Genomic DNA, 25,385 nt, shown 5'->3' on the forward strand with positions numbered 1-25,385 from the left:
AGCTGTCTTTTTCCCATGGCATCCCATCTCGACCTCGAAGAACAAGAACAACTCGACCAGCTCAAGGCCTTCTGGAAGCGCTGGGGCAACCTGATCACGTGGGTGATCACGGCTGCGCTGGCCGCGTTTGCCGCCTGGCAGGGCTGGAACTGGTATCAGCGCGACCAGGCCGCCAAGGCCGGCGCCATGTACGAGGAGTTCGAGCGCGCGCTGACCGCGCAAGACGCCGACAAGGCCGCCGCCGCCGCGGGCGATCTGAAGGCGCGCTTCGCCAGCACCGGCTACGCCGCCCAGGCCGGCCTGCAGGCCGCCAAGCTGCAACTGGACAAGGGCAAGGCCGACGAAGCCAAGCAAAGCCTGGCTTGGGTCGCCGAGCATGGCTCGCAGGCCGCCTACCGCGACCTGGCCCGCCTGCGCCTGGCCGGCTTGCAGCTGGATGCCAAGGCCTATGACGAGGCCGGCAAGACGCTGGACGCCATCCAGTCCAAGGATTTCGAGGCGCTGGTGGCCGACCGCCGCGGCGACGCGCTGCTGCTGCAGGGCAAGCGCGACGAGGCCAAGGCCCAGTACCAGAAGGCGCTGGCCGGCCTGCCCAAGGAGCAGGACTACCGCCGCATCGTCGAGGCCAAGCTGTCGACGCTGGGCGTGCCCACCGTCGTCGAAGCCACCGGAGCCGCGCAATGAAGCGCCTCGTCCAGATCTCGCTGATCGCGCTGGCGGCGGCCTCGCTGTCGGGCTGCTCGACGATCAGCAACACGTGGAACCGCTGGTTCGGCGACGCGAAGAACCAACCCGCCAAGCTGGAGGCGCTGTCCGGCCCCGCGACCGGCCGCGTGGTCTGGAGCGCCAAGGGCGACAGCATCGGCTTCCCGCTCAGCATCGCGACGCTGGGTGACCGCTTCGTCGTGGCCGGCACCGATGGCTCCGTGCGCGCACTGGCCGCCGCCGACGGCCGCGAGCTGTGGCGCGGCGAGGCCGGCGCCAAGCTGGTGGCCGGCATCGGCAGCGACGGCCGCTTTGCCGCCGTCGTCAATCGCGACAACGAGCTGGTCGTGCTGGACGGCGGCAAGCAGGTCTGGAAGAAGGCTTTGCCGACGCCCGTGGTCGCCGCGCCTCTGGTCGCCGGCGAGCGTGTCTTCGCGCTGACGCTGGACCGCCAGGTCATTGCCTTCGACGCGCTGGACGGCCGCAAGATCTGGGAACTGCGCCGTCCCGGCGAGCCGCTGACGCTGGCCAAGGCCGGCGTTCTGACGTCTTACAAGGACACGCTGATCGTGGGGCAGGGCTCGCGTCTGGCGGGCATCGACCCGCTGAGGGGGCAACTGCGCTGGGAGGCCAGCGTGGCCACGCCGCGCGGTACCAATGAAGTCGAGCGCCTGGCCGATCTGGTCGGCCCCGCCGTGCGCCAGGGCGAAGCCATCTGCGCCCGCGCCTTCCAGTCCGCCGTGGGCTGCGTGAATGCCGAGCGCGGCAGCGCGCTGTGGAGCCGCACGGTGGGTGGCACCAACGGCATTGGCGCCGATGACCAGGTCGTCGTCGCCGGCGATGCGTCGGACCGCCTGTCGGCCTGGAAGCTGGCCAACGGCGACCTGGCCTGGTCCGCCGACCAGTTCCAGCTGCGCAAGCTGTCGGTGCCGGTGCTGCTGAACAAGCAGGTGCTGATCGGCGACTTCGAAGGCCAGATCCACCTGCTGGACCGCGAGACCGGCAAGACCAGCTCGCGCATCGCGACCGACGGTTCGCCCGTCGTCGCGACGGCGCTGCTGGGTGACACCGCGCTGTTCGTCACCAAGAGCGGCGGCCTGTTCGCCATCAAGGCCGAATGAAACCCGTCATCGCCCTGGTCGGCCGCCCCAACGTGGGCAAGTCGACGCTGTTCAACCGCCTGACGAAGTCGCGCGACGCCATCGTGGCCGACTTCGCCGGCCTGACGCGCGACCGCCACTACGGCGACGGCCGCCTGGGTGACCGCGAGTTCATCTGCATCGACACCGGCGGCTTCGAGCCCGACAGCAGCACCGGCATCGTCAAGGAGATGGCCAAGCAGACCAAGCAGGCCGTTGCCGAGGCCGATGCGGTCATCTTCGTCGTCGACATCCGCCTGGGGCTTTCGGCCCATGACAGCGACATCGCCCGCTACCTGCGCAGCGTCAACAAGCGCGTGCATCTGGCCGTCAACAAGGCCGAGGGCATGAGCGAGTCGCCGCTGCTGGCCGAGTTCCACGAGCTGGGCATGGGCGAGCCGCACCCGATTTCGTCGGCGCACGGCCAGGGCATCCGCAGCCTGCTGGACGCCGTGCTGGAGCCCTTCGAGGACACCAGCGAGGAGTTCGGCGCCGGCCCGCAGCAGGACGGCGTCATCCGGCTGGCCGTGGCCGGTCGCCCCAATGTCGGCAAGAGCACGCTGATCAACACCTGGCTGGGTGAAGAGCGCCTCGTCGCGTTCGACATGCCCGGCACCACGCGCGACGCCATCGCGGTGGACTTCGAGCGCAACGGCCAGAAGTTCAAGCTCATCGACACCGCCGGCCTGCGCCGCAAGGGCAAGGTGTTCGAGGCCATCGAGAAGTTCTCGGTCGTCAAGACGCTGCAGGCCATCGCGGATGCGCACGTCGTGCTGCTGCTGCTGGACGCCACGCAAGGCGTGACCGACCAGGACGCCCACATCGCCGGCTACATCCTCGACAGCGGCCGCGCCGTCGTGCTGGCCTGCAACAAGTGGGACGCCGTCGACAGCTACCAGCGCGAGACGCTGAAGCGCCAGATCGAGCAGCGCCTGGCCTTCCTGAAGTTCGCGCCCATGCACAACATCTCGGCGCTGAAGCGGCAGGGCCTGTCGGCGCTGTGGAACGCGATGGCCGATGCCTACGCGTCCGCCTACCGCAAGATGACCACGCCGGTGCTGACCCGCCTGATCCAGGAGGCCGTCGAACACCAGCAGCCCAAGCGCTCGGGCGTGTCTCGACCCAAGATGCGCTACGCCCACCAGGGCGGCCAGAACCCGCCCATCGTCGTCATCCACGGCAATGCGCTGGACGGCGTCACCGAGGTCTACAAGCGCTACCTGGAAGGCCGCATCCGCGCCCACTACAAACTGGTCGGCACGCCGCTGAAGATAGAGCTGCGTTCTTCGAAGAATCCCTTCGACGAAAAGACCTAGGGTGACGGCCGGGTGCGGCAAAACCCTGTGTTAAGGTCCAACCCGTATCCCACCCCCCGAAACTCGGAGCATACCGATGAGCAACAAAGGCCAACTTTTGCAGGATCCCTTTTTGAACCTGCTCCGCAAAGAGCACGTGCCGGTGTCCATCTATCTGGTCAACGGCATCAAGCTGCAAGGCCACATCGAATCCTTTGACCAATACGTCGTGCTGCTGCGCAACACCGTGACGCAGATGGTCTACAAGCACGCCATCTCGACCGTCGTGCCGGGTCGCGCGGTCAACTTCCATGCCGGCGACGGCAACGGCAACGCCGACGCCTGATTCCCACCCCGTCCTTGTCCGCCACTTCTTCTCCGTCCGCGACGCCGCCCTCCGAGGCGGCGCGCGCCATTCTTGTGGGCGTCGATTTCGGTCGCAACGCCGCCAAGCAGGGCTTTGACGAAAGCCTGGACGAGCTGGCGTTGCTGGCCGAATCGGCCGGCGACACGCCGGTCGCCAAGGTCATTGCCCGCCGTCCGGCGCCCGATGCGGCGCTGTTCGTGGGTTCCGGCAAGGCCGACGAGATCAAGCTGCTGGTGCAGGCCCACCAGGCCCACACCGTGCTGTTCGACCAGGCCATCTCGCCGGCGCAGCAGCGCAACCTCGAGAAGGTGCTGGGCGTGCCGGTCGCCGACCGCACGGCGCTGATCCTCGAGATCTTCGCTGCCCGCGCGCAGAGCCACGAGGGCAAGCTGCAGGTGGAGCTGGCGCGGCTGCAATACCTGGCCACGCGCCTGGTGCGGCGCTGGAGCCACCTGGAGCGGCAGAGCGGCGGCATCGGCATGCGCGGTGGCCCCGGCGAAGCGCAGATCGAGCTGGACCGTCGCATGATCGACGACCGCATCAAGAAGACCAAGGAGCGCCTGAAGCAGGTGCAGCGCCAGCGCAGCACGCAGCGGCGCTCGCGTTCGCGCAACGGCGTCTTCAAGATCTCGCTGGTCGGCTACACGAACGCGGGCAAGAGCACGCTGTTCAATGCGCTGACCAAGGCGCGTGCCTACGCGGCCAACCAGCTGTTCGCGACGCTGGACACCACCACCCGCTCGCTGTATCTCGAGCAGGCCGGCGCCAGCGTGTCGCTGTCCGACACGGTGGGCTTCATCCGCGACCTGCCGCACAAGCTGGTCGAAGCCTTTCGCGCCACGCTGCAGGAGGCGGCCGATGCCGACCTGCTGCTGCATGTCGTCGATGCGGCCAGCCCGGTGCTGGACGAGCAGATGATCGAGGTCGACAAGGTGCTGGAGGAAATCGGCGCCGCCGGCGTGCCGCAGATCCTGGTCTACAACAAGCAGGACCTGCTGCCCGACGACCAGCGCCCGCGCGCACCGGTCGATGCGCTGCTGCGCAACGATGCGGCCGGCGAGCCCACGCCGCGCGTCTTCGTCAGCGCCGTGGACGGCACCGGCCTGGCCGAGCTGCGCGAACTGATCGCGCAGGCCATGCAGGCCCAGCCCTTGAGTTCCCAAGAGTACGACCCACGTTTCGACACCGTGGCGTCCCCGTCGTCCGATGACGGCGAGCCTTCACCCTCAGACCCTTCCCAGGCATGAGCAGCACATCCAATACCCCGTCCCGCAGCCCCTGGGCCCAGCGTCTGATGACGCCGGTGGCCCGCGCCGCCGGGCGCCTGCTGAACAACGGCCGCAACGACGGCCCGCCCGACCTCGACGAACTCTGGCGCGACTTCAACCGCAAGCTGTCCGGCATGTTCGGCGGCAAGTCCGGCGGCCCGACCGGTGGCAACGGCAGCGGTGGCGGTGCACCCGACATGAAGGGCGCCGGCATCGGCCTGGGCCTGATCGCCGGCGTGGTCGTGCTGGGCTGGCTGGCCAGCGGCTTCTTCATCGTGCAGGAAGGCCAGCAGGGCGTCATCACGGCCTTCGGCAAGTACAGCAAGACCGTGGAAGCCGGCTTCCAGTGGCGCCTGCCGTATCCGCTGCAGCAGCACGAGATCGTGTCGGTCACGCAGCTGCAGCAGGTCGAAGTTGGCCGCAATTCCGTCGTCGCGGCCACCGGCCTGCGCGACTCGTCCATGCTGACGCAGGACGAGAACATCGTGGACATCCGCTTCACGGTGCAGTACACGATCAAGGATGCGCGCGATTTCCTGTACGAGAACCGCGAGCCGCGCGACGCCGTCACGCTGGCGGCCGAATCGGCCGTGCGCGAGATCGTCGGCAAGAGCAAGATGGACTCGGTGCTGTACGAGCAGCGCGATGCCATCGCGGCCGACCTGGTCAAGTCCATCCAGACGCAGCTGGACCGGCTGAAGGCCGGCATCCAGATCAAGAACGTCAACGTGCAGAGCGTGCAGGCGCCCGAACAGGTGCAGGCCGCGTTCGACGACGCGTTCAAGGCCGGGCAGAACCGCGAGCAGATCAAGAACGAGGCCGAGGCCTACGCCAACCAGATCGTGCCGCAGGCCCAGGGTGAAGCCGCCAAGCTGCGCGAGCAGGCCGAGGGCTACAAGGCGCGCGTCATCGCCGCCGCCGAGGGTGATGCGCAGCGCTTCAAGAGCGTGCTGACCGAGTACCAGAAGGCACCGCAGGTCACGCGCGACCGCCTCTACACCGACGCGATGCAGCAGGTGTACAGCAACGTCAGCAAGGTCATGGTGGACAGCAAGAGCGGCTCCAACCTGCTGTACCTGCCGCTGGACAAGCTGCTGCAGCAGGGCGGCAGCGGCACCGTGACGGTGTCGCCGCCCCAGCCCAGCGCGATGTTGCCCGAGGCGCAGACGCTGCCCAACACCAACGACCTGCGCAGCCGCGACAACCAGCGTAGCCGCGACGGCCGCTGATCGAGGATCCAAGCCATGAACCGTATTGCCGCCTTCATCGCTGGCGCCCTCGTGCTGCTGATGCTGCTGTCGTCCACGCTCTTCATCGTCGACCAGCGCCAGTTCGCCGCCGTCTACGCGCTGGGTGAGATCAAGGAAGTCATCACCGAGCCGGGCCTGAAGTTCAAGCTGCCGCCGCCGCTGCAGAACGTGGTCATGCTGGACCGCCGCGTGCAGACGCTGGACAGCCCCGAGTCGCGTCCCATCTTCACCGCCGAGAAGAAGAGCCTGGTCATCGACTGGCTCATCAAGTGGCGCATCGTCGAGCCGCGCCAGTTCATCCGCAACAGCGGTGCCGACCTCCGCAACGTCGAGAACCGCCTGGCGCCCGTCGTGCAGGCTGCGTTCAACGAGGAAGTGACCAAGCGCACCGTCATCGCCGTGCTGGCGACCGAGCGCGAGAAGGTCATGCAGGACGTGCGCGCCCGCCTGGCCGACGAAGCCAAGCAGTTCGGCATCGAGGTCGTGGACGTGCGCATCAAGCGCGTGGACTTCGCGTCCAACATCACCGACTCGGTCTATCGCCGCATGGAGTCCGAGCGCAAGCGCGTCGCCAACGAGGCGCGCTCCACCGGCGCCGCCGAGGGCGAGAAGATCCGCGCCGACGCCGATCGCCAGCGCGAAGTCATCGTGTCCGAGGCCTACCGCGACGCGCAGAAGATCAAGGGCGAAGGCGATGCCAAGGCGTCCGCGCTGTACGCCGAAGCCTTCGGCCGCGATCCGCAGTTCGCGCAGTTCTACCGCCAACTGGAAGCCTACCGCGTCACGTTCCGCAACAAGAGCGACGTGATGGTGGTGGACCCCAGCAGCGACTTCTTCAAGGCCATGCGCGGTTCGGGCGCAGCACCGGGCGCGGCACCAGCCCGCAAATGACCGAACTGCTGACGGCGGTCGCGCTGGTGCTGGTGCTGGAGGGGCTGATGCCCTTCATCAGCCCGGCCCGCTGGCGCGAAGCCTTCAGCCGCATCCTGGCGATGAGCGATGGCCAGATCCGCTTCATCGGGCTGATCAGCATCGTGATGGGATTGCTGGGACTGCTTTGGTTGCGCTGATCTGAAGGCTGGGGCGCTTCGAAGGCGGGGAGGGCATAGGTACAATGCCGTTTTTAACCGCCCCGCTTCGCGCCCATGTCCTCTGCTTGGCTGCTGCCAGAGCACATCGCCGATGTCCTGCCGTCGCAGGCTCGCCGCATCGAAGAGCTGCGTAGAGAGCTGCTCGACATGGCCCGCAGCTATGGCTGCGAACTGGTCATCCCCCCGTTGCTGGAGCACCTGGACTCCCTGCTGTCCGGCACGGGCAGCGGTTCCGAGATCAAGCTGTTCAAGCTGGTCGACCAGTTGTCCGGCCGCTCACTGGGCCTGCGCGCCGACACGACGCCGCAGGTCGCCCGCATCGATGCCCACCTGCTGAACCGCCAGGGCGTGACCCGGCTGTGCTACTGCGGCCCCGTCATGCACACGCGGCCGGACGGCCTCAACACCAGCCGCGAGCCACTCCAGTTCGGCGTCGAGATCTATGGCCACGCCGGCCTGGAGGCCGACCTGGAAGTGCAGGACCTGGCGCTGGACGCGCTGCGCCGTGCCGGCCTGCAGAACGTCATGCTGGACCTGGGCGACGCCCGTCTGCTGCAAGGGGTGCTGGATGGCGCCACACTGTCCCCCGATGCGCTGGATGCACTGACCGCCGCGCTGGCTGCCAAGGACATGGCTGTGCTGGCCACATTGACGGCCGACATGCCCGCCGCCGTGCGTGACGCGTTGCTGGCGCTGCCGAGCCTCTACGGTGGCCACGAGGTGCTCGCGGAAGCCGCGCGCCGCCTGCCCGGTCACCCGCTCATCAAGGCCGCGCTGACCGACCTGGAGTGGCTGGCCGGCCATCTGGCCGCCGTCCACCCCGAGATCAGCCTGGGCTTCGACCTGGCCGATCTGCAAGGCTATGCGTACTACACGGGCATCCGCTTCGCGGCCTATGCCCAGGGCTGCTCCGACGCCGTGTTGCGTGGCGGCCGCTACGACGAGGTCGGTGCCGTGTTCGGCCGCCGGCGCCCGGCCGTGGGCTTCAGCCTGGACCTGAAGACGCTGGTCACGCTGGTCACGCCCACGCCGCTGCGCGCCGCCGTGCGCGCCCCCTGGGGCGAGGATGCCTCGCTGCGCCAGGCCGTGCGGGCGCTGCGCGAGCAGGGCGAGACCGTGGTGTGTGTGCTGCCCGGCCATGAGCACGAGGCCGATGAATTCGACTGTGACCGCGAACTGGTTCGCGAGCACACTGGCTGGGTTGTCCGCACGCTGTAAGGCGCGGCACCCACATTCCCTTTTCAAGCAAGCAAGGCAATCAACATGAGCCAAACCGCGCGTGGACGCAATGTGGTCGTCGTCGGCACCCAGTGGGGCGACGAGGGCAAGGGCAAGGTCGTCGACTGGATGACCGATCATGCGCAAGGTGTCGTGCGCTTCCAGGGCGGCCACAACGCCGGCCACACGCTGGTCATCAAGGGCGTGAAGACGGCGCTGCAGCTGATCCCCAGCGGCATCATGCGCGACGGCGTGGCCTGCTACATCGGCAACGGCGTCGTGCTGGACCCGACCCACCTGCTGAGCGAGATCGAGCGCCTGGAGAAGGCCGGTGTCGACGTGCGTTCGCGTTTGTTCATCAGCGAGTCCTGCCCGCTGATCCTGCCCTTCCACGTCGCCGTCGACAAAGCGCGCGAGGCGCTGCGCGAGACCAGCGGCAGCGGCAAGATCGGCACCACCGGCAAGGGCATCGGCCCGGCCTATGAGGACAAGGTTGCCCGCCGGGCGCTGCGCGCCCAGGACCTGAAGCATCCCGAGCGCTTCGCGAAAAAGCTGCGCGAGCTGCTGGACCTGCACAACTTCGCGCTGGCGGGCTACCTGAAGGGCGAGACGCTGGAGTTCGAGCCCATCTTCGAGCAGGCCATGAAGATGGCCGAGCAGATCAAGCCCATGCTGGCCGACGTCGGCTACATGATCCACAAGGCCAGCAAGGCCGGCGCCAACATCCTGTTCGAAGGCGCGCAGGGCACGCTGCTGGACATCGACCACGGCACCTACCCCTACGTGACGTCGAGCAACTGCGTGGCCGGCAACGCCGCCGCCGGTGCCGGCGTGGGCCCGCAGCTGCTGCATTACATGCTGGGCATCACCAAGGCCTACACGACGCGTGTAGGCTCGGGCCCGTTCCCCACCGAGCTGGACTGGGAGGCGCCGGGCACCGTGGGCTACCACCTGTCCACCGTGGGCCAGGAGCGTGGCACCGTGACTGGCCGCGCGCGCCGCTGCGGCTGGCTGGACGCTGCCGCGCTGAAGCGCTCCATCATCATCAACGGCATCACCGGCCTGTGCCTGACCAAGCTGGACGTGCTGGACGGCCTGGCCGAGATCAAGGTGTGCGTGGGCTATGAGCTGAACGGCAAGACCACCGACATCCTGCCGCTGGATGCCGACGAGATCGAAGCCTGCACGCCCATCTTCGAGACCTTCCCGGGCTGGACCGAGACCACCTTCGGCGCCACGTCCTGGGATGCGCTGCCGGCCAACGCGCGCGCCTACCTGAAGCGCGTCGAGGAGGTCATCGGTGCACCCATCGACATGGTCTCCACCGGCCCCGACCGCGAGCACACCATTGTGCTGCGCCATCCGTATTCCGCCTGATCACCATCAAACCACGGAGACAACACCACCATGTTGACCGACGACGGCAAACACCTTTACGTTTCCTGGGACGAGTACCACCTGCTGACCGAGCGTCTGGCACTCAAGGTACACGCCTCCGGCTGGGAGTTCGACCAGATCCTGTGCCTGGCCCGCGGCGGCATGCGCCCGGGCGACGTGCTGTCGCGCGTGTTCGACAAGCCGCTGGGCATCATGTCTACCAGCTCCTACCGCGCCGAAGCCGGCACCATCCAGGGCCGTCTGGACATGGCCAAGTACATCACCATGCCCAAGGGTGAGCTGGCCGGCCGCGTGCTGTTGGTGGACGACCTGGCCGACTCCGGCGTCACGCTGAAGGCCGTCGTCGAGCGCCTGCGCGGCATGCCTGCCATCACCGAACTGCGCTCCGCGGTCATCTGGACCAAGCAGGTCTCGGCTTACACGCCGGACTACTACTGCGAGATGCTGGAAACCTCGCCGTGGATCCACCAGCCGTTCGAGGAATACGACGGCATGGGGCCGGAGGCGCTGGCGAAGAAATTCGTCGTCTGAGGCATGACGGTGGGCGCCAGGCACGAATCGCTGAAGCGCCCGTCGAGGGCCTCGGGCTCCTGGCGCCAGACCTTTTGCGCCTTTCCCGAGCACCAAAGCAAAAAGGCCGGCGCTTTCGCGTCGGCCTTTTCATTTCTTGTTTTGGTGCCCAGGAGAGGACTCGAACCTCCACGGAGTTACCCGCTAGTACCTGAAACTAGTGCGTCTACCAATTCCGCCACCTGGGCAAGGTGCTCAAAACTTCTGTTGAAGTCCTGAGCCGTTTCAGGAAAACCGAGACTATATCATCAAAAACTTGAAGAACACAAATTCGTCGCCTACGGGCGATGGCGCAGGGCTGCTCGGCGAGATCGAGGGCACGCTGCAAGGCCACCGCGACGGCCACGGCTTCCTGATCCCTGACGACGGCTCCTCGGACATCTACCTGTCCTCGCAGGAGACGCACGCCGTCATGCACGGCGACCGCCTGCGCGTGCGCGTGGTGCGCTTCGACAAGCGCGGCCGCCCCGAAGGCAAGGTGCTGGAGATCCTCGAGCGCAAGAAGCGGCCCATCATCGGCCGGCTGCTGCTGGAGTCGGGCATCTGGCTGGTCGCGCCCGAAGACCGGCGCATGGGCCAGGACATCCTGATCCCCAAGAACGGCATTGCCAATGCCACGGCGGGTCAGGTCGTCGCCGTCGAGCTGACCGAGCCGCCGTCGCTGTATTCGCAGCCGGTGGGCCGTGTGGTCGAGGTGTTAGGGGAGATTGACGATCCTGGCATGGAGATCGAGATCGCTGTGCGCAAGTACGACGTGCCGCACCGCTTCAGCCCCGAGACGCTGGCGCAATCCGCCAAGCTGCCCGAGAAACTGCGCGCTGCCGACCTGAAGCACCGCATCGACCTGCGCGACGTGCCGCTGGTCACCATCGATGGCGAGGACGCCCGCGACTTCGACGACGCCGTCTACTGCGAGCCCTACAAGGTCGGTCGGGGCAAGAAGGCCTTCGAGGGCTGGCGCCTGCTGGTGGCCATTGCCGATGTGTCGCACTACGTGAAGCCGAACGAGCCGCTGGACGCCGATGCCTACGAGCGCGCGACATCCGTCTACTTTCCGCGCCGCGTCATCCCGATGCTGCCGGAGAAGCTGTCCAACGGCCTGTGCTCACTGAACCCGTACGAGGACCGCCTCAGTATGGTCTGCGACATGCTCGTGTCCAGCGACGGTGCCGTCAGCGCCTACCAGTTCTATCCGGCGGTCATCTGTTCGCACGCGCGCTTCACCTACACCGAGGTGGCCGCCATCCTCGGCAACACGCACGGGCCTGAAGCGGCGAAGCGGCGTGAGTTGGTGCCGCATCTGCTGCATCTGCACGAGGTCTATCGTGCGCTGCTGTCCGAGCGCCAGCGCCGCGGCGCCATCGACTTCGAGACCACCGAGACGCAGATCGTCTGCGACGACAACGGCCGCATCGAGAAAATCATCCCGCGCACCCGCAACGATGCGCACCGGCTGATCGAGGAGGCCATGCTGGCCGCCAACACCTGCTCGGCCGACTTCATCCAGACCAACAAGCATCACGCGCTGTACCGCGTGCACGAAGGCCCCACGCCGGAGAAGCGCCAGACGCTGCAGGCCTACCTGCGCTCGCTGGGCATCGCGCTGGGCATCTCCGACGACCCGGCGCCGCGCGAATTCCAGCAGCTGGCCGAGGCCACCAAGGACCGCCCGGACGCGCAGCAGATCCACCAGATGCTGCTGCGTTCCATGCAGCAGGCCATCTACACCGGCACCAACTCCGGCCACTTCGGCCTGGCCTATCCGGCATACACGCACTTCACCAGCCCCATTCGACGCTATCCGGACCTGCTGGTGCACCGCGTCATCAAGGCGCTGCTGGCGAGCAAGAAGTACGTGCTGGACGCCAGCAAGATGAACGTGCCGCAGGCGCCCAAGCGCCCCGGTCGCCCGCCGCCGCCCAACCCGGCGGAGGCGCGCAACGAGGCCGAGCGCTGGGAGGTCGTCGGCGCGCATTGCAGCGCCAACGAGCGCCGTGCCGACGAGGCCAGCCGCGATGTCGAGGCCTGGCTGAAATGCCGCTACATGCGCGACCGTCTGGGCGAGGAGTTCGCTGGCACGGTCAGCGCCGTCACATCGTTCGGCCTGTTCGTGCAGCTGGACGCGCTCTACGTCGAAGGCCTGGTGCACATCACCGAGCTGGGCGGGGAGTACTTCAAGTTCGACGACACGCGCCAGGAGCTGCGCGGCGAGCGCACTGGCATCCGCTACGCCACCGGCGCGCGCGTTCAGGTGCAGGTCAGCCGTGTGGACCTGGATGGGCGCCGCATCGACTTCCGCCTGGTGCGCGATGCCGACGAGGCGCGGCTGCTGAGTCGAGGCAAGCCTGCGCCCAAGGCGCCGGCGAAGAAACGCGCGCCCAAGACCGCCGTCGAGGCGCTGGACGAAGTGCGTCAGGCCGACCGTGATGTGAAGAAGAGCCGCAAGGAGGTGGTTGCCGGCCTGCATCCGGTCAAGGCGGCGCAGCAGGCGGCCAAGCGTGCGGCCACCAAGGCCGCGAAGAAGACGGCCGCCAAGGCGGCGACGCGCAAGCGCCGCTGAGCGTCAGCGCCCGTCGGGCAGGCGGGCGATGAGGTCGCTGGCGCGCAGCACGCCGTCGACCTCGCCCGCGCGGCCGTGGGCGTCGACGCCCGCGCAGGCGATGCGATGGGCGCTGGCGCCGGGCTGCTGCGCCCACAGGCCGCCCAGCCAGCCCGCAAGCACATCACCGCTGCCGGCCGTCGCCAGCGCCGGCCCGCCGCTGGCGCAGATGGCAGGCCTTTCATCGGGCGATGCGATGACGCTGCCAGAACCCTTCAGCACCACGGTGCAACCCAGTCGCCCGGCCAGCTCCTGCGCTGCGCGCAGGCGGTCGGCCTGCACTCCGGCCGTGTCCAGGCCCAGCAGGCGCGCCGCCTCGAGTGGATGCGGTGTCAGCAGCGTCGCGGAAGCCGGGCGCCCCCGCAGCAGCCCTTGCAGTGACGGATCGGCGGCGATAGCGTTCAGCGCATCGGCATCGATGACGAGCCGTGGCAGCTGTTGCAGCAGCGCGGGCAGGGCATGCGCAATGGCCGGGCCGGCGCCGCAGCCGATGACGCCTAAGGCGTTCGGCAACTCGGCCGGCGTGCCGCGCATCAGTTCCGGCTGGCCAGGGTCCGTGGCTTCGTCGGGTCTGCTGTTCAACAGGTCCAGATAGACCCGGCCCGCACCGCAGGCCAGTGCAGCTCGGGCGGCCAGCCGCGCCGCGCCCTGCATGCCCGGCGCGCCACCGACCACCAGCACCTGGCCGTGGCTGCCCTTGTGGCTGGTAGGGCTGCGGTGGGGCTGTGCTGCGGGACCCAGCAGGTCAGCCGTCGGCGCCTCGTCGGGCGCGACGCGCAGGTCATCAAACCAGAGGCGTCCGGCATGGGCGCGGCCCTCGCCGGTGAACAGGCCAGGCTTCCGCGTCAGTAGCACCAGCGTGTGGTCAGCGCGCACGGCCCGCTCGCCGGCGGGTTGCCCCGTGTCGGCCAGCAGCCCGCTGGGCAGGTCCACGGCGAGGATGGGTGCGCTGCATGCCTGCATGGCCGCCATCGTCGCCAGCATTTCGGCGTTTGGTGGGCGGCTCAAGCCCAGGCCCAGCAGGGCGTCGATGACCAGGCTGGGGCGCTCCGGTGCGGCATGGCCGACGTGGGCTGCGACGCCGGCCTCGGCCAGTCGCCGTGCGGCGATGCGACCGTCGCCACCGTTGTTGCCGGGGCCGCAGACCACCCAGACCGGGCCGTCCCCGCGCCGCAGCGCCAGCGCCAGCTTGGCCACCGCCAGGCCGGCCCGTTCCATCAGGTCGGGCGAGTGGACGAGCGCGCGCGCCTCGATGCGCCGGCTGGCGGCGATGTCGAACAGCGGCAGCGTGGCGGTGGTGGGCAGCAGCGCGTGCATACCCAGGAGCTTAGGCCAGCCGCTGCGGGCCCAGCGCGGTGATGTCCAGCGCCGGCGTCTGGCCGCTGATCTGCTGTGCCAGCACCTGGGCGATACCGCAGGCCTGGCCCCAGCCACCGCCGCCGGGCGACAGGTTCAGCCACAGGCCGGGTGTGCCGCTGGCGCCCAGCAGCGGCATGCCGTCGGGCGCCACCGCGCGGCGACTCTGGCCTTGCTGCACCTGCTGGTGCAGGACCGAGCCTGGGAACCAGTGCTGCAGGTCGCGGTGCAGTGCCTCGAAATCGGGCTTGGCCTTGTCCTTGGTGCCCGTGACGACGAGCCCGCCGGTGACCCGCACGCGCTGGCCTGTTCGGATCACTGTCACGCCGCGCTCCAGGTCCAGCCAGGCGGCTCTTGGCCCCAGATCCGGATGGGCCTCGAGCAGTCTCAGTGGTGCGGTGACCGACGTCTCCCACAGCGCGGCCAGCGGCAGACGCCGCCCCAGCAGCGTCGGCGCTTCCAGGCCATTGCACAGCACGATGGCGTCGAAGCGTTCGTCCTGCGGCCCCGGTGCGTGCGGCTGCGTGTCGCCGGCGTCCCGCTCCGCGGTGCGGGTGGGGGCCTCGGCGGGCGGGGTGTACTCGTGCCGCAGCGTCAGCCCGGCGCCATCTGCGGTGATGGCGCGCACCGTCGTGTGAAAGCGGAATCCCGCGCCCAGCCGGCGTGCCTGGTGGCGCAGTTGCTGCGCGAACAGTCGGGCGTTGCCGGTGCCACCCTGGGCGAACGCCAGCGCGGCCGCCAGGGATGCCTCCCGGTTCAGCCCGGGTTCACGCTGGCGGGCTTGCTCCGCGTCCAGCAGTGCGGCCCGCAGCCCCAGCGCTCGCCAGCTCTCCAGCTTGGCCTCGATGGCTGCGATGTGTTTCGGATCGGTCAGCGCCACCAACAGGCCTTCGGCGGCTTCATCGTCCAGTCCCAGCGTCTGGCGCAGCTCGGTGGTTCGGACGAGGCTCAACTGGCTCAGTGCGCTCAGCACCGAGGCAGCATCGGCGTCACCGCGCGCCGCGCGCCAGCGGCGCCAGCGCCAGGTCAAGGGTGCTGGAGTCGCGGCCTCGTTCAGGCCGGGTGCGAAGGGGGCCAGCAGCGCGCTGCTGGCAAAGCTGGCCTGTTCGGCCACGCTGCCGCCGCGCTCGAAGACCTGGACCTGGCAACCCAGGGCCGCCAGTTCATAAGCCGTCGTCACGCCGGCCAGCCCGGCGCCCACCACCGCGACCTTGCGGCTCACCGATGCACCTGGACGGCGATCACCAGGAGGCTGGTCGTGTGGGCAGGCGCGCAGCGGCGTCGGCGGATGGTGGCCATGAATTGTGTATACTCTGCGGGTTTTGCCGGAGGGCTCAGCACATTTGGTGCTGGTCAGGCCCGGCAGAACGGTTGTGATGAAGGCGGCTGAAGCGTTCAGCGCCACGTTGCAATCAATCGCAAACCGGCCACATCAAGGTGTTGCGGCTTGCGGTGTTCAGGAAACGGTTGTTTCCAGACGCTGCAACGCAATTCGGGCCGGATTTTAGACCCAACCTTCGAGGAAGACCCATGTCTGTCACGATGCGCGAGATGCTGGAAGCCGGCGTCCATTTCGGCCACCAAACCCGCTTCTGGAACCCCAAGATGGCCCCGTATATCTACGGCCATCGCAACAAGATCCACATCATCAACCTGGAAAAGACGCTGCCCGCGTTCCAGGACGCGATGAAGTTCGTCCGCTCGCTGGCGGCCAAGCGCGGCACGATCCTGATGATCGGCACGAAGCGCCAGGCCCGTGAGTTCGTCGCCGCTGAAGCCCAGCGCGCCGGCATGCCCTACGTCGACTCGCGTTGGCTGGGCGGCATGATGACCAACTTCAAGACGGTCAAGACCTCGCTGAAGAACCTGAAGGACATGCAGGCCCAGGTCGAGGCTGGCACCCAGCCCGCGATCAAGAAGGAAGCCCTGCTGTTCCAGCGCGACATCGCCAAGCTGGAAAAGAACATCGGCGGCATCCAGGACATGACCGCGCTGCCCGACGCCATCTTCGTCATCGACGTCGGCTATCACAAGATTGCCGTTGCCGAAGCCAAGAAGCTGGGTATTCCCGTCATCGGCGTGGTTGACACCAACCACTCGCCCGAAGGCATCGACTACGTCATTCCCGGTAACGACGACTCTGCCAAGGCCGTGGCCCTGTATGCCCGCGCCGTTGCTGACGCCGTGCTCGAAGGCAAGGCAAACGCCACCGCCGACGTGCTGGCTGCCGTTGCCCCGGCTGGCGACGAGTTCGTCGAGGTCTCCGAAGAGGCCTGAGCCCTTCCTACCCTGCATTGAAAGGGGCCGTCACGGCCCCTTTTTCCAACCGAAATCTGGAGAAGAGAAATGGCTGCTATCACCGCAAGCATGGTGGGCGAACTGCGTGCCCGCACCGACGCCCCGATGATGGAGTGCAAGAAGGCGCTGACCGAGGCCGACGGCGACCTGGGCCGCGCTGAAGAGATCCTGCGCGTCAAGCTGGGCAACAAGGCCGGCAAGGCTGCCTCGCGCATCACCGCCGAAGGCATCGTTGCCGCGGCCGTGGTCGGCGGCAACGGCGCGCTGATCGAAGTCAACTGCGAGACCGACTTCGTCTCGAAGAACGACGCCTTCCTGGCCTTCGTGAACGCGCTGGCCGGCCTGGTCGCCGAGCAGAACCCCGCTGACGTGGCCGCCCTGTCGGCGCTGCCGCTGTCGCAAGAAGGCTTCGGCCCGACGGTGGAAGACGTGCGCAAGGGCCTGATCGGCAAGATCGGCGAGAACATGACGATCCGCCGCTTCCAGCGCTACACCGGCTCCAAGCTGGCCACCTACCTGCACGGCACCCGCATCGGCGTGGTCGTCGAGTTCGAAGGTGACGAAGTCGCCGCCAAGGACGTCGCGATGCACATCGCCGCCATGAAGCCGGCCGCGCTGTCGGGCGCAGACGTGTCGGCCGAACTGGTGGAGAAGGAACGCAAGATCGCCACCGAGAAGGCTGCCGAATCCGGCAAGCCGGCCGACATCGTCGCCAAGATGGTGGAAGGCTCGGTGCAGAAGTTCCTGAAGGAAGTCTCGCTGCTGGACCAGGTCTTCGTGAAGGCCGCCGACGGCAAGCAGACGGTCGGCGCCCACCTGAAGTCGGTCAACACCACGGTCAAGAGCTTCACGCTCTACGTCGTGGGCGAGGGCATCGAGAAGAAGGTCGACGACTTCGCGGCTGAAGTGGCGGCCCAGGTCGCTGCTGCAAAGGGTCAGTAAAGACTCTTGCGAAAGCGAAAGGGCGCCCGGAATACCACCGAGGCGCCCTTTAAACTTCCGGGCCACATAGGCCCCCGAATTCTGAGGACACCATGCCCGCGTACAAGCGCATCCTGCTCAAACTCTCCGGCGAAGCTCTCATGGGCGACGACGCCTACGGCATCAACCGCGCGACCATCGTCCGCATGGTGCAGGAGGTCCGCGAGGTGACGCAGATGGGTGTGGAAGTGGCCGTCGTCATCGGCGGCGGCAACATCTTCCGCGGCGTGGCCGGCGGCTCGGTCGGCATGGACCGCGCGACGGCCGACTACATGGGCATGCTGGCCACGGTGATGAACTCGCTGGCCCTGGCCGACACGATGCGCCAGGAGGGCATGGTCGCCCGCGTGATGTCGGCCATCGGCATCGAGCAGGTCGTCGAGCCCTATGTGCGCCCGAAGGCGCTGCAATACCTCGAAGAGGGCAAGGTCGTCGTGTTCGCCGCCGGTACCGGCAACCCCTTCTTCACGACCGACACCGCTGCCGCGCTGCGCGGCGCCGAGATCGGCGCCGAGATCGTGTTGAAGGCCACCAAGGTGGACGGCGTCTACACGGCCGACCCTAAGAAGGACCCGAGCGCCACGCGCTACGCCCGCATCAGCTTCGACGAGGCCATCACGCGCAACCTGCAGGTCATGGACGGCGCCGCCTTCGCGCTTTGCCGCGACCAGAAGCTGCCGATCAAGGTCTTCAGCATCTTCAAGGCCGGCGCGCTGAAGCGCGTCGTGCAGGGCGAGGACGAGGGCACGCTGGTCCACGTCTAACCTTAATCAGTTGGGGATAGGGCTACTCGCTGCGCTCGGGCGGTCCGTCCCGCAAAGACATAGGTATCAATCATGAGCACCGCAGACATCAAGAAGAACGCCGAGGCCAAGATGGCCAAGTCGGTCGAAGCGCTGAAGGGCGAACTGCAGAAGATCCGCACCGGCCGCGCCCACCCCGGCATCCTGGACCAGGTCAGCGTCGACTACTACGGTTCCATGGTGCCCATCTCGCAGGTGGCCAACGTGACGCTGCTGGATGCGCGCACCATCTCCGTCCAGCCCTGGGAAAAGGGCATGGGCGCCAAGATCGAGAAGGCCATCCGCGAGAGCGACCTGGGCCTGAATCCTGCCGCCCAGGGCGACCTGATCCGCGTGCCGATGCCGCCGCTGACCGAGGAGCGCCGCAAGGACCTGACCAAGGTAGTGCGCAATGCCGGCGAAGACGCAAAAGTGGCCGTGCGCAACCTGCGCCGCGACGCCAACGAGCAGGCCAAGAAGCTGCTGAAGGACAAGGAGATCGGCGAGGACGATGAGCGCCGCAGCCTGGACGAAGTCCAGAAGCTCACCGACCGGGTGATCAACGAGATCGACAAGGTGATCTCGGCGAAGGAAGCCGAGATCCTGGCGGTTTGAGCGCGCTCCCCATCGTGGCGCAAGACCGTCCGGCGCCGCCGCGCCATGTCGCCATCGTCATGGATGGCAACGGCCGCTGGGCCAAGAAGCGCTTCCTGCCGCGCTTCTTCGGTCACAAGGCGGGCGTGGACTCCCTCGTCAAGATCGTCCAGGCCTGCATTGACCGCGACATCGAGCACCTCACCGTGTTCGCGTTTTCCAGCGAGAACTGGAAGCGCCCCAGCGACGAGGTGTCGGGCCTGATGGGCCTGGTGCTGGCGGCGGTGTCCCGCTACCTGGCCAAGATGGGCGCCATGGGTGTGCGCATCCGCATCGTGGGCGACCGCGACGCCGTGTCCGACAAACTGCGCAACGCGTGGAACGAGGCCGAGACCAGCACGCTGCACAACAGCAAGCTGACGCTGAACGTCGCCTTCAACTACGGCGGCCGCTGGGACATCGTGCAGGCCTGCAAGAAGGCCATCGAAGCCGGCGTGCCGGCTGCCGAACTGACCGAAGCCAAGCTGTCGGAGTTCATGGCCATGGCCCATGCACCCGACCCCGACCTGTTCATCCGCACGGGTGGCGAGGTGCGCATCAGCAATTTCCTGCTGTGGCAGGCCGCGTACACCGAGTTCGTGTTTTCGGACTGCCTGTGGCCGGAATTCGGCGAGCGTGAACTGGATGCGGCCATCGCGTCCTTCCACGAACGCGACCGCCGCTTCGGCGGTGTCAAGGAAGCGCCGGCAGCGGCCTGAATCCGCGAGGGAGCGTCATGCTGAAGACCCGCGTCATCACCGCCATCGTGCTGCTGGCCGTTCTGCTGCCGGTGTTGTTCCAGGCCTCGCCCTGGCCGTTCGCCTGGGTCACCGTCGTGATGATGGGGGCGGCCGGCTGGGAATGGGCGCGGCTCAACGGCCTGCCCGGCAGCGGCGCCATCGCCGCCGGCGTTGCGCTGGCGCTGGCCTGCGTCTGGACGCTGGTGCTGGGCGGCCTGAATGCGCCGTCGTCCTGGATCTGGTTGCTGGCCACCGGCGTCTGGGTGCTGGGTGGTGCCTTCGCACTGCGGGCCGGCCCCGGCGGCTGGCCGCAGATGGCGCGCGCCGGCCGGCTGGCGCTAGGCGCGCTGCTGCTGTGGGGCGCCTGGCTGGCCATCGTGCAAGCCAAGGTGCTGGGCATCAACTTCATCCTGTCGGTGTTCTGCCTGGTCTGGATGGCCGACATCGCCGCCTACTTCTGTGGCCGGGCCTTCGGCAAGCGCAAGCTGGCGCCCGCCATCAGCCCTGGCAAGAGCTGGGAAGGCGTGTGGGGCGGCCTGGTCGGCGTCATCCTTTTGGGCTTTGTGTGGGTGCATGTCATCGACGTCAACATCGCGGTCGACTCGCCCAGCCTCTACACGCTGCTGGTGCAGAAGCATGGCTTCGTTTCCTTGCTGGCGCTGGTCTTCCTCGGCGCGATGAGCGTCGTGGGCGACCTGTTCGAATCCCTGGTCAAGCGCGCCGCCGGTGCCAAGGACAGCAGCAACCTGCTGCCGGGCCATGGCGGCGTGCTGGACCGCATCGACGCGCTGCTGCCCGTGTTCCCGTTGGCGCTTGCCCTGATCACTCTATGAACCGTCGCCAACGCGTCTGCGTGCTGGGCTCCACTGGGTCCATCGGCGTCAACACGCTGGACGTCATCGCCCGCCATCCGGAGCGCTACGAGGTCGTTGCGCTGAGCGCGATGAGCCGCGTGGATGAACTGCTGGCCCAGTGCCTGCAATGGAAGCCGCGCTTTGCCGTGATGCCCGAGCGCGAGGCGGCTGCCCGTCTGCGTGAACGCCTGCGCGAAGCCGGCAGCCACACCGAGGTGCTGGACGGCGCCGCCGCGCTGGTCGACATCGCCGCCCATCCGAACGTCGACACCGTCATGGCCGCCATCGTCGGTGCTGCCGGCCTGGCGCCCGCGATCGCCGCGGCCCGCGCGGGCAAGCGGCTGCTGTTGGCCAACAAGGAGGCCATCGTCGTCGGTGGCGCGCTGTTCATGCACGCGGTGGAAGAGGGCGGTGCGACGCTGCTGCCCATCGACAGCGAGCACTCGGCCATCTTCCAGTGCCTGCCCGAAGACCGCACGACCTGGCACCAGCGCATCGACCACATCGTGCTCACGGCCTCCGGCGGCCCCTTCCGCACGCGCGACCCGAAGACGCTGGCCGACGTGACGCCCGAGCAGGCCTGCGCCCATCCCAACTGGGTCATGGGCCGCAAGATCTCGGTCGACTCGGCCACGATGATGAACAAGGCGCTCGAGGTCATCGAGGCGCGCTGGCTGTTCAACCTCGCGCCCGACCAGATCAAGGTGCTGATCCACCCGCAGAGCATCATCCATTCGATGGTGGTCTGCCGCGACCAATCGGTGCTGGCGCAGCTGGGCACGCCCGACATGCGGGTGCCCATTGCCTACGGCCTGTCCTTCCCCGAGCGCATCACGTCGGGCGCGAGCCGGCTGGACCTGCTGACGACGCCCAGCCTCACGTTCGAGGAGGCCGACGCCGTGCGCTTCCCCGGTCTGCACCTGTCCTGGCAGGCGCTGCGTGGCGCGGAAGGCAGCACGACGGTGCTGAACGCGGCCAACGAAGTCGCCGTCGACGCCTTCCTGAACGGCCGGCTGCGCTTCGACCGCATCCATGCGATCAACTCGCAATGCCTGGCTGACGTTCAGCCGGGCGACTGCGCCAGCATCGAGGCGCTGCTGGATCTTGACGCCCGCACCCGCGCGCACGCCCTGCGCCTGCTATGAGCCTGTCGGACATTCCCGCCTTCCTGGTGGCGATCGCGCTGCTGATCGCCATCCATGAATGGGGCCACTACCGCGTCGCGCGCGCCTGCGGCGTCAAGGTGCTGCGCTTCTCCATCGGCTTCGGCCGCGTGCTGTGGCGTCGCGTCGGGCGCGACGGCACCGAGTTCACGCTGAGCATGCTGCCGCTGGGCGGCTATGTGCGCATGCTGGACGAGCGCGACGGCCCGGTCGCGCCGCACGAGCGTGAGCAGGCCTTCAACCAGCGCCCGCTGCGCCAGCGCGCGGCCATCGTCGCGGCCGGCCCTGCTGCCAACTGGGTGCTGGCCGTGCTGCTGCTGGCGGTCGTGGCCTGGCTGGGCAGCGAGGTGCCCAAGGCGCAACTGGGTACGCCGCCGGCCGGATCGCTGGCCGAGCGTGCCGGCGTGCGCGCAGGCGATTTGGTGCGGTCCGTCTCGTCGGATGGCCAAGCCTGGGAGGACGTGCAGGCGCTGCCCGACCTGATGGCCGCCGTCGTGCAGGCGCAGGCGCTGGGCGAGTCGCTGCACCTGTCGGTCAGCGATGCCAACGGCCACGGCTCGCGAAGCCTGAAGCTGGACACCGATCGCCTGGCTGGACGTGCGCCCGATGCCCATCTGTTCAACGACATCGGCTTTGCGCCGCTGGCGGAGCCGCTGATTCGCCAGGTGCTGCCCGGTGGTGCGGGCGAAAGCGCCGGACTGCAGGTCGATGACCGCGTGCTGGCGATCGACGGCCGCAGCGTGCCCGACGCCGGCTTCCTGCGCGACGCCATCCGCCGCGCCCGCGACGGCGACCAGCCGCGCACGATGGCCTGGCGGGTGGAGCGCGCGGGCCAGACGGTCGACCTGCAGGTCACGCCGCAGTTGGTGGATGTGGACGGGCGCAGCGTCGCGCGGCTGCAGATCGGCGTGGGTGCGCCGCCCGAGCGCGTGATGGTCAGCTACGGTTTCCTGGACGGCCTGGCGCGCGGCGCCCAGCAGAGCTGGGACATGGCCGTGACGACGGTGCGGCTGCTGGGCCGCATGCTGATCGGCGAAGCCTCGGTGAAAAACCTCAGCGGTCCGCTGACCATCGCCGACTACGCCGGCCAGTCGGCCCAGGCGGGCCTGACGCCGTACCTCGATTTCCTGGCCAAGATCTCGCTGAGCCTGGCCGTGCTGAACCTGCTGCCGTTGCCGATGCTCGACGGCGGGCACCTCATGTATCATCTTTTCGAGGGTCTGAGTGGCCGCCCCGTCTCCGAATGGTGGCAACGGCAACTGCAGCGTGCTGGCGCGCTGATCCTGATGCTGATGATGGCCTTGGCCCTTTCCAACGACGTCTCCCGCCTGGCGGGTTGGCACTGAAACTCCCCGGTTCCCATGTCCTTTCATTTCCGTTCGGGAGCGAAGAAGCGTCGCCCCTCACTCCTGGCTTTGGCTCTGTTGGGGATGTTCCAGTCGGGACTGGCCTGGGCTGTCGACCCCTTCGTGCTGAAGGACATCCGCGTCGAAGGCCTGCAGCGCACCGACCCGGGTACCGTGTTCGCGTCGCTGCCCTTCCGCATCGGCGACCTCTACAACGACGAAAAGGGCGCCGCCGCACTGCGCGCGCTGTTCGCCACGGGCCTGTTCAAGGACGTGCGCATCAACATCGAGGGTGACGCGGTCGTCGTCATCATCGACGAGCGTCCCATCATCGCCAACGTGAACTTCGTCGGCCTGAAGGAGTTCGACACCGAGGCGCTGTCCAAGTCGCTGAAGGACGTGGGCATCGGCGAGGGCAAGCCCTTCGACAAGGCGCTGGCCGACCGCGCCGAGCAGGAGTTGAAGCGCCAGTACCTGACCCGCAGCCTGTACGGCGCCGAGGTCACGACGACGATCACGCCCATCGAGCGCAATCGCGTCAACGTCAGCTTCAACGTGACCGAGGGCGAACCGGCCAAGATCGCCGAGATCCGCATCCTGGGCACCAAGGTGTTCTCCGAGAGCACGCTGCTGGGCCTGCTGGAGCAGACCACCAGCGGCTGGCTGACCTGGTACACCAAGACCGACCGCTACTCGCGCGCCAAGTTGAACGCGGACCTGGAAACCATCCGCAGCTACTACCTGAACCGCGGCTACCTGGAAGTGGCGGTGACGTCCACGCAGGTCACGATCTCGCCGGACAAGCAGAGCATCAGCATCGCGGTGACGATCAGCGAAGGCCAGCCCTACACGGTCACCGGCGTGAAGCTGGAAGGCGACTTCCTGGGCCGCGAAGAAGACTTCAAGCACCTGGTCATGCTCAAGCCCGGCCAGTCCTACCAGGGCGAGGCCGTGGCCGCGACGACGCGCGCCTTCTCCGACCTGTTCGGCACCTACGGCTATGCGTTCGCGCGGGTCGACAGCCGCCCCGACATCGACCGCGCGACCGGCCAGGTGGTGGTCACCTTCATCGCCGAGCCGCAGCGCCGCGTCTACGTGCGCAAGGTCATCCTGTCCGGCAACTCGCGCACGCGTGACGAGGTCATCCGCCGCGAGTTCCGCCAGTTCGAATCCGCCTGGTACGACGGCCAGAAGATCAAGGCCTCGCGCGACCGCGTGGAGCGCCTGGGCTACTTCAAGGACAAGGAAGTCAACATCGACACCCAGGAGGTGCCGGGCGCGCAAGACCAGGTCGACGTCATCCTGACCGTCGTCGAGCGCCCCACCGGTGCCATCACCGTGGGTGCGGGCTACTCCAGCCAGACCAAGCTGTCCTTCTCCGGCTCCATCCGTCAGGACAACGTGTTCGGCTCCGGCAACTACCTGGGCATCGACGTGGCCACCGCGCGCACCGGCCGCCAGTTCCAGGTCTCCACGGTGGACCCGTACTTCACGGTGGACGGCGTGTCCCGCGCCATCGACGTGTTCTACCGCACCACCAAGCCCATCAACACGCTGGGCGAGGAATACGAGTACGTCACCAAGGGCGGCGCGATCCGTTTCGGTGTGCCGTTCTCCGAAGTCGACACGGTGTTCTTCGGCCTGGGCTATGAGCAGACCGACATCACGACGTCCAAGGGCCTGCCCAACAGCTATCTGCTGTTCGTGAACCAGTTCGGCCAGCGCAGCAACTCCATCCCGCTGACCATCGGCTGGCAGCGCGACAGCCGCGACAGCGTCATCACGCCGTCGCGCGGCATCTACCAGCGCGCCAACTTCGAGCTGAGCCCGCTGGGCGATGCGCAGTTCGCACGCCTGAACCTGCAGTACCAGCGCTACTTCGAGATCACCAACAAGATCACGCTGGGCATCAACAGCGAACTGGGCTGGGGCGAAGGCCTGGGCGGCAAGCCCTATCCCATCTTCAAGAACTTCTACGGCGGCGGCCTGGGTTCCGTGCGCGTGTTCGAGGCCGGCTCGCTGGGCCCGGTGGACAACACCGGCTCCTACAGCGGCGGTAACCGCCGCTTCAACCTGAACGCCGAGCTGTACCTGCCGGTGCCCGGCAGCGGCAACGACAAGAGCTTCCGCATCTTCCTGTTCGGCGACGCCGGCAATGTGTGGGGCTCGCACGAGAAACTGAAGTTCGACAGCATCCGCGCGTCGGTGGGTCTGGGCCTGTCCTGGATCTCGCCGATGGGTCCGCTGCGCCTCAGCTACGGCAAACCTATCCGCAAGGAACGCACGGATAGAATCGAGAAATTCCAATTCCAGATCGGGACTGCATTCTGAT

23 protein-coding genes and 1 tRNA gene are annotated in these 25,385 nt (G+C 67.7%); 21 read left to right on the top strand and 3 right to left on the bottom strand.

Features of this window, described 5'->3' with window-relative positions:
* The first annotated feature begins 15 nt into the window (after positions 1-15).
* The 11 genes from J2X21_RS02985 to J2X21_RS03035 all read left to right on the top strand — a co-directional run bounded on the left by J2X21_RS02985 (position 16) and on the right by J2X21_RS03035 (position 10,262).
* Positions 16-684: a YfgM family protein gene (locus J2X21_RS02985; protein ID WP_310324659.1), complete on the top strand. Its 669-nt coding sequence runs from the start codon at positions 16-18 to the stop codon at positions 682-684.
* Positions 681-1,826: an outer membrane protein assembly factor BamB gene (bamB, locus tag J2X21_RS02990; protein WP_310324661.1), complete on the top strand. Its 1,146-nt coding sequence runs from the start codon at positions 681-683 to the stop codon at positions 1,824-1,826. The genes J2X21_RS02985 and bamB overlap by 4 nt, the downstream gene beginning before the upstream one ends.
* Complete coding sequence (der, locus tag J2X21_RS02995; protein ID WP_310324662.1) at positions 1,823-3,160, top strand: ribosome biogenesis GTPase Der; 1,338 nt, start codon at positions 1,823-1,825, stop codon at positions 3,158-3,160. Before bamB ends, der begins: the two co-directional genes overlap by 4 nt.
* 76 nt (positions 3,161-3,236) lie before the next feature.
* Positions 3,237-3,485, top strand: a complete 249-nt coding sequence (gene hfq, locus J2X21_RS03000; protein WP_310324663.1) for an RNA chaperone Hfq — start codon at positions 3,237-3,239, stop codon at positions 3,483-3,485.
* A 14-nt stretch (positions 3,486-3,499) separates the two neighbouring features.
* Positions 3,500-4,753 (top strand): GTPase HflX, encoded by a 1,254-nt coding sequence (gene hflX / locus J2X21_RS03005; protein ID WP_404666558.1) that lies wholly within the window; start codon positions 3,500-3,502, stop codon positions 4,751-4,753.
* Between the two features lie 47 nt (positions 4,754-4,800).
* Entirely contained in the window at positions 4,801-6,003 is a 1,203-nt protein-coding gene (gene hflK / locus J2X21_RS03010; RefSeq protein ID WP_404666573.1) for an FtsH protease activity modulator HflK, read from the top strand.
* Between the two features lie 15 nt (positions 6,004-6,018).
* Entirely contained in the window at positions 6,019-6,915 is an 897-nt protein-coding gene (gene hflC / locus J2X21_RS03015; protein WP_310324667.1) for a protease modulator HflC, read from the top strand.
* The gene (locus J2X21_RS03020) at positions 6,912-7,094 is read left to right on the top strand and encodes a DUF2065 domain-containing protein (protein WP_310324669.1); all 183 of its coding nucleotides are present in this window, start codon (positions 6,912-6,914) and stop codon (positions 7,092-7,094) included. Before hflC ends, J2X21_RS03020 begins: the two co-directional genes overlap by 4 nt.
* Before the next feature lie 75 nt (positions 7,095-7,169).
* Positions 7,170-8,333 carry an ATP phosphoribosyltransferase regulatory subunit gene (locus J2X21_RS03025; RefSeq protein ID WP_310324671.1) on the top strand — a complete coding sequence of 388 codons (1,164 nt, stop codon included), beginning with the start codon at positions 7,170-7,172 and terminating at the stop codon, positions 8,331-8,333.
* Positions 8,334-8,378: 45 nt separating this feature from the next.
* Complete coding sequence (locus tag J2X21_RS03030) at positions 8,379-9,710, top strand: adenylosuccinate synthase (protein WP_310324674.1); 1,332 nt, start codon at positions 8,379-8,381, stop codon at positions 9,708-9,710.
* A gap of 30 nt (positions 9,711-9,740) precedes the next feature.
* Positions 9,741-10,262: a phosphoribosyltransferase gene (locus tag J2X21_RS03035; RefSeq protein ID WP_310324677.1), complete on the top strand. Its 522-nt coding sequence runs from the start codon at positions 9,741-9,743 to the stop codon at positions 10,260-10,262.
* A 142-nt stretch (positions 10,263-10,404) separates the two neighbouring features.
* Here J2X21_RS03035 and J2X21_RS03040 read toward each other — a convergent pair.
* Positions 10,405-10,489: transfer RNA gene (locus J2X21_RS03040), tRNA-Leu, on the bottom strand.
* A gap of 68 nt (positions 10,490-10,557) precedes the next feature.
* Here J2X21_RS03040 and rnr point away from each other — a divergent pair.
* Positions 10,558-12,861 (top strand): ribonuclease R, encoded by a 2,304-nt coding sequence (gene rnr, locus J2X21_RS03045; protein ID WP_310324680.1) that lies wholly within the window; start codon positions 10,558-10,560, stop codon positions 12,859-12,861.
* Positions 12,862-12,864: 3 nt separating this feature from the next.
* Here rnr and J2X21_RS03050 read toward each other — a convergent pair whose 3' ends face one another.
* Both J2X21_RS03050 and J2X21_RS03055 read right to left on the bottom strand, forming a co-directional pair.
* Positions 12,865-14,217 (bottom strand): NAD(P)H-hydrate dehydratase, encoded by a 1,353-nt coding sequence (locus J2X21_RS03050; protein WP_310324682.1) that lies wholly within the window; start codon positions 14,215-14,217, stop codon positions 12,865-12,867.
* A 10-nt stretch (positions 14,218-14,227) separates the two neighbouring features.
* Positions 14,228-15,478 carry an NAD(P)/FAD-dependent oxidoreductase gene (locus J2X21_RS03055; protein ID WP_310324684.1) on the bottom strand — a complete coding sequence of 417 codons (1,251 nt, stop codon included), beginning with the start codon at positions 15,476-15,478 and terminating at the stop codon, positions 14,228-14,230.
* A 308-nt stretch (positions 15,479-15,786) separates the two neighbouring features.
* On the opposite strand from J2X21_RS03055, the gene rpsB reads away from it, so the two are divergent.
* The 9 genes from rpsB to bamA all read left to right on the top strand — a co-directional run bounded on the left by rpsB (position 15,787) and on the right by bamA (position 25,384).
* On the top strand, positions 15,787-16,533 hold the full coding sequence (gene rpsB, locus J2X21_RS03060) for a 30S ribosomal protein S2 (RefSeq protein WP_310324686.1): 747 nt from the start codon (positions 15,787-15,789) through the stop codon (positions 16,531-16,533).
* Positions 16,534-16,602: 69 nt separating this feature from the next.
* Positions 16,603-17,496 carry a translation elongation factor Ts gene (tsf, locus tag J2X21_RS03065; RefSeq protein ID WP_310324688.1) on the top strand — a complete coding sequence of 298 codons (894 nt, stop codon included), beginning with the start codon at positions 16,603-16,605 and terminating at the stop codon, positions 17,494-17,496.
* A gap of 92 nt (positions 17,497-17,588) precedes the next feature.
* Positions 17,589-18,299 carry a UMP kinase gene (gene pyrH / locus J2X21_RS03070; RefSeq protein ID WP_310324691.1) on the top strand — a complete coding sequence of 237 codons (711 nt, stop codon included), beginning with the start codon at positions 17,589-17,591 and terminating at the stop codon, positions 18,297-18,299.
* A 72-nt stretch (positions 18,300-18,371) separates the two neighbouring features.
* On the top strand, positions 18,372-18,932 hold the full coding sequence (frr, locus tag J2X21_RS03075; protein WP_310324693.1) for a ribosome recycling factor: 561 nt from the start codon (positions 18,372-18,374) through the stop codon (positions 18,930-18,932).
* Positions 18,933-18,943: 11 nt separating this feature from the next.
* Positions 18,944-19,669: a polyprenyl diphosphate synthase gene (gene uppS, locus J2X21_RS03080; RefSeq protein ID WP_404666574.1), complete on the top strand. Its 726-nt coding sequence runs from the start codon at positions 18,944-18,946 to the stop codon at positions 19,667-19,669.
* Positions 19,670-19,686: 17 nt separating this feature from the next.
* Positions 19,687-20,523 (top strand): phosphatidate cytidylyltransferase, encoded by an 837-nt coding sequence (locus J2X21_RS03085; RefSeq protein ID WP_310324697.1) that lies wholly within the window; start codon positions 19,687-19,689, stop codon positions 20,521-20,523.
* Complete coding sequence (gene ispC / locus J2X21_RS03090) at positions 20,520-21,689, top strand: 1-deoxy-D-xylulose-5-phosphate reductoisomerase (RefSeq protein WP_310324699.1); 1,170 nt, start codon at positions 20,520-20,522, stop codon at positions 21,687-21,689. Before J2X21_RS03085 ends, ispC begins: the two co-directional genes overlap by 4 nt.
* Positions 21,686-23,053 (top strand): RIP metalloprotease RseP, encoded by a 1,368-nt coding sequence (rseP, locus tag J2X21_RS03095; protein WP_310324701.1) that lies wholly within the window; start codon positions 21,686-21,688, stop codon positions 23,051-23,053. Before ispC ends, rseP begins: the two co-directional genes overlap by 4 nt.
* Before the next feature lie 84 nt (positions 23,054-23,137).
* Entirely contained in the window at positions 23,138-25,384 is a 2,247-nt protein-coding gene (gene bamA, locus J2X21_RS03100) for an outer membrane protein assembly factor BamA (RefSeq protein WP_310324704.1), read from the top strand.
* The last annotated feature ends 1 nt before the right edge of the window (position 25,385 follow it).

It is taken from the genome of Roseateles asaccharophilus (genome assembly GCF_031458115.1).
In the GTDB taxonomy this organism is placed as follows: Bacteria; Pseudomonadota; Gammaproteobacteria; order Burkholderiales; family Burkholderiaceae_C; genus Pelomonas; species Pelomonas asaccharophilus_A.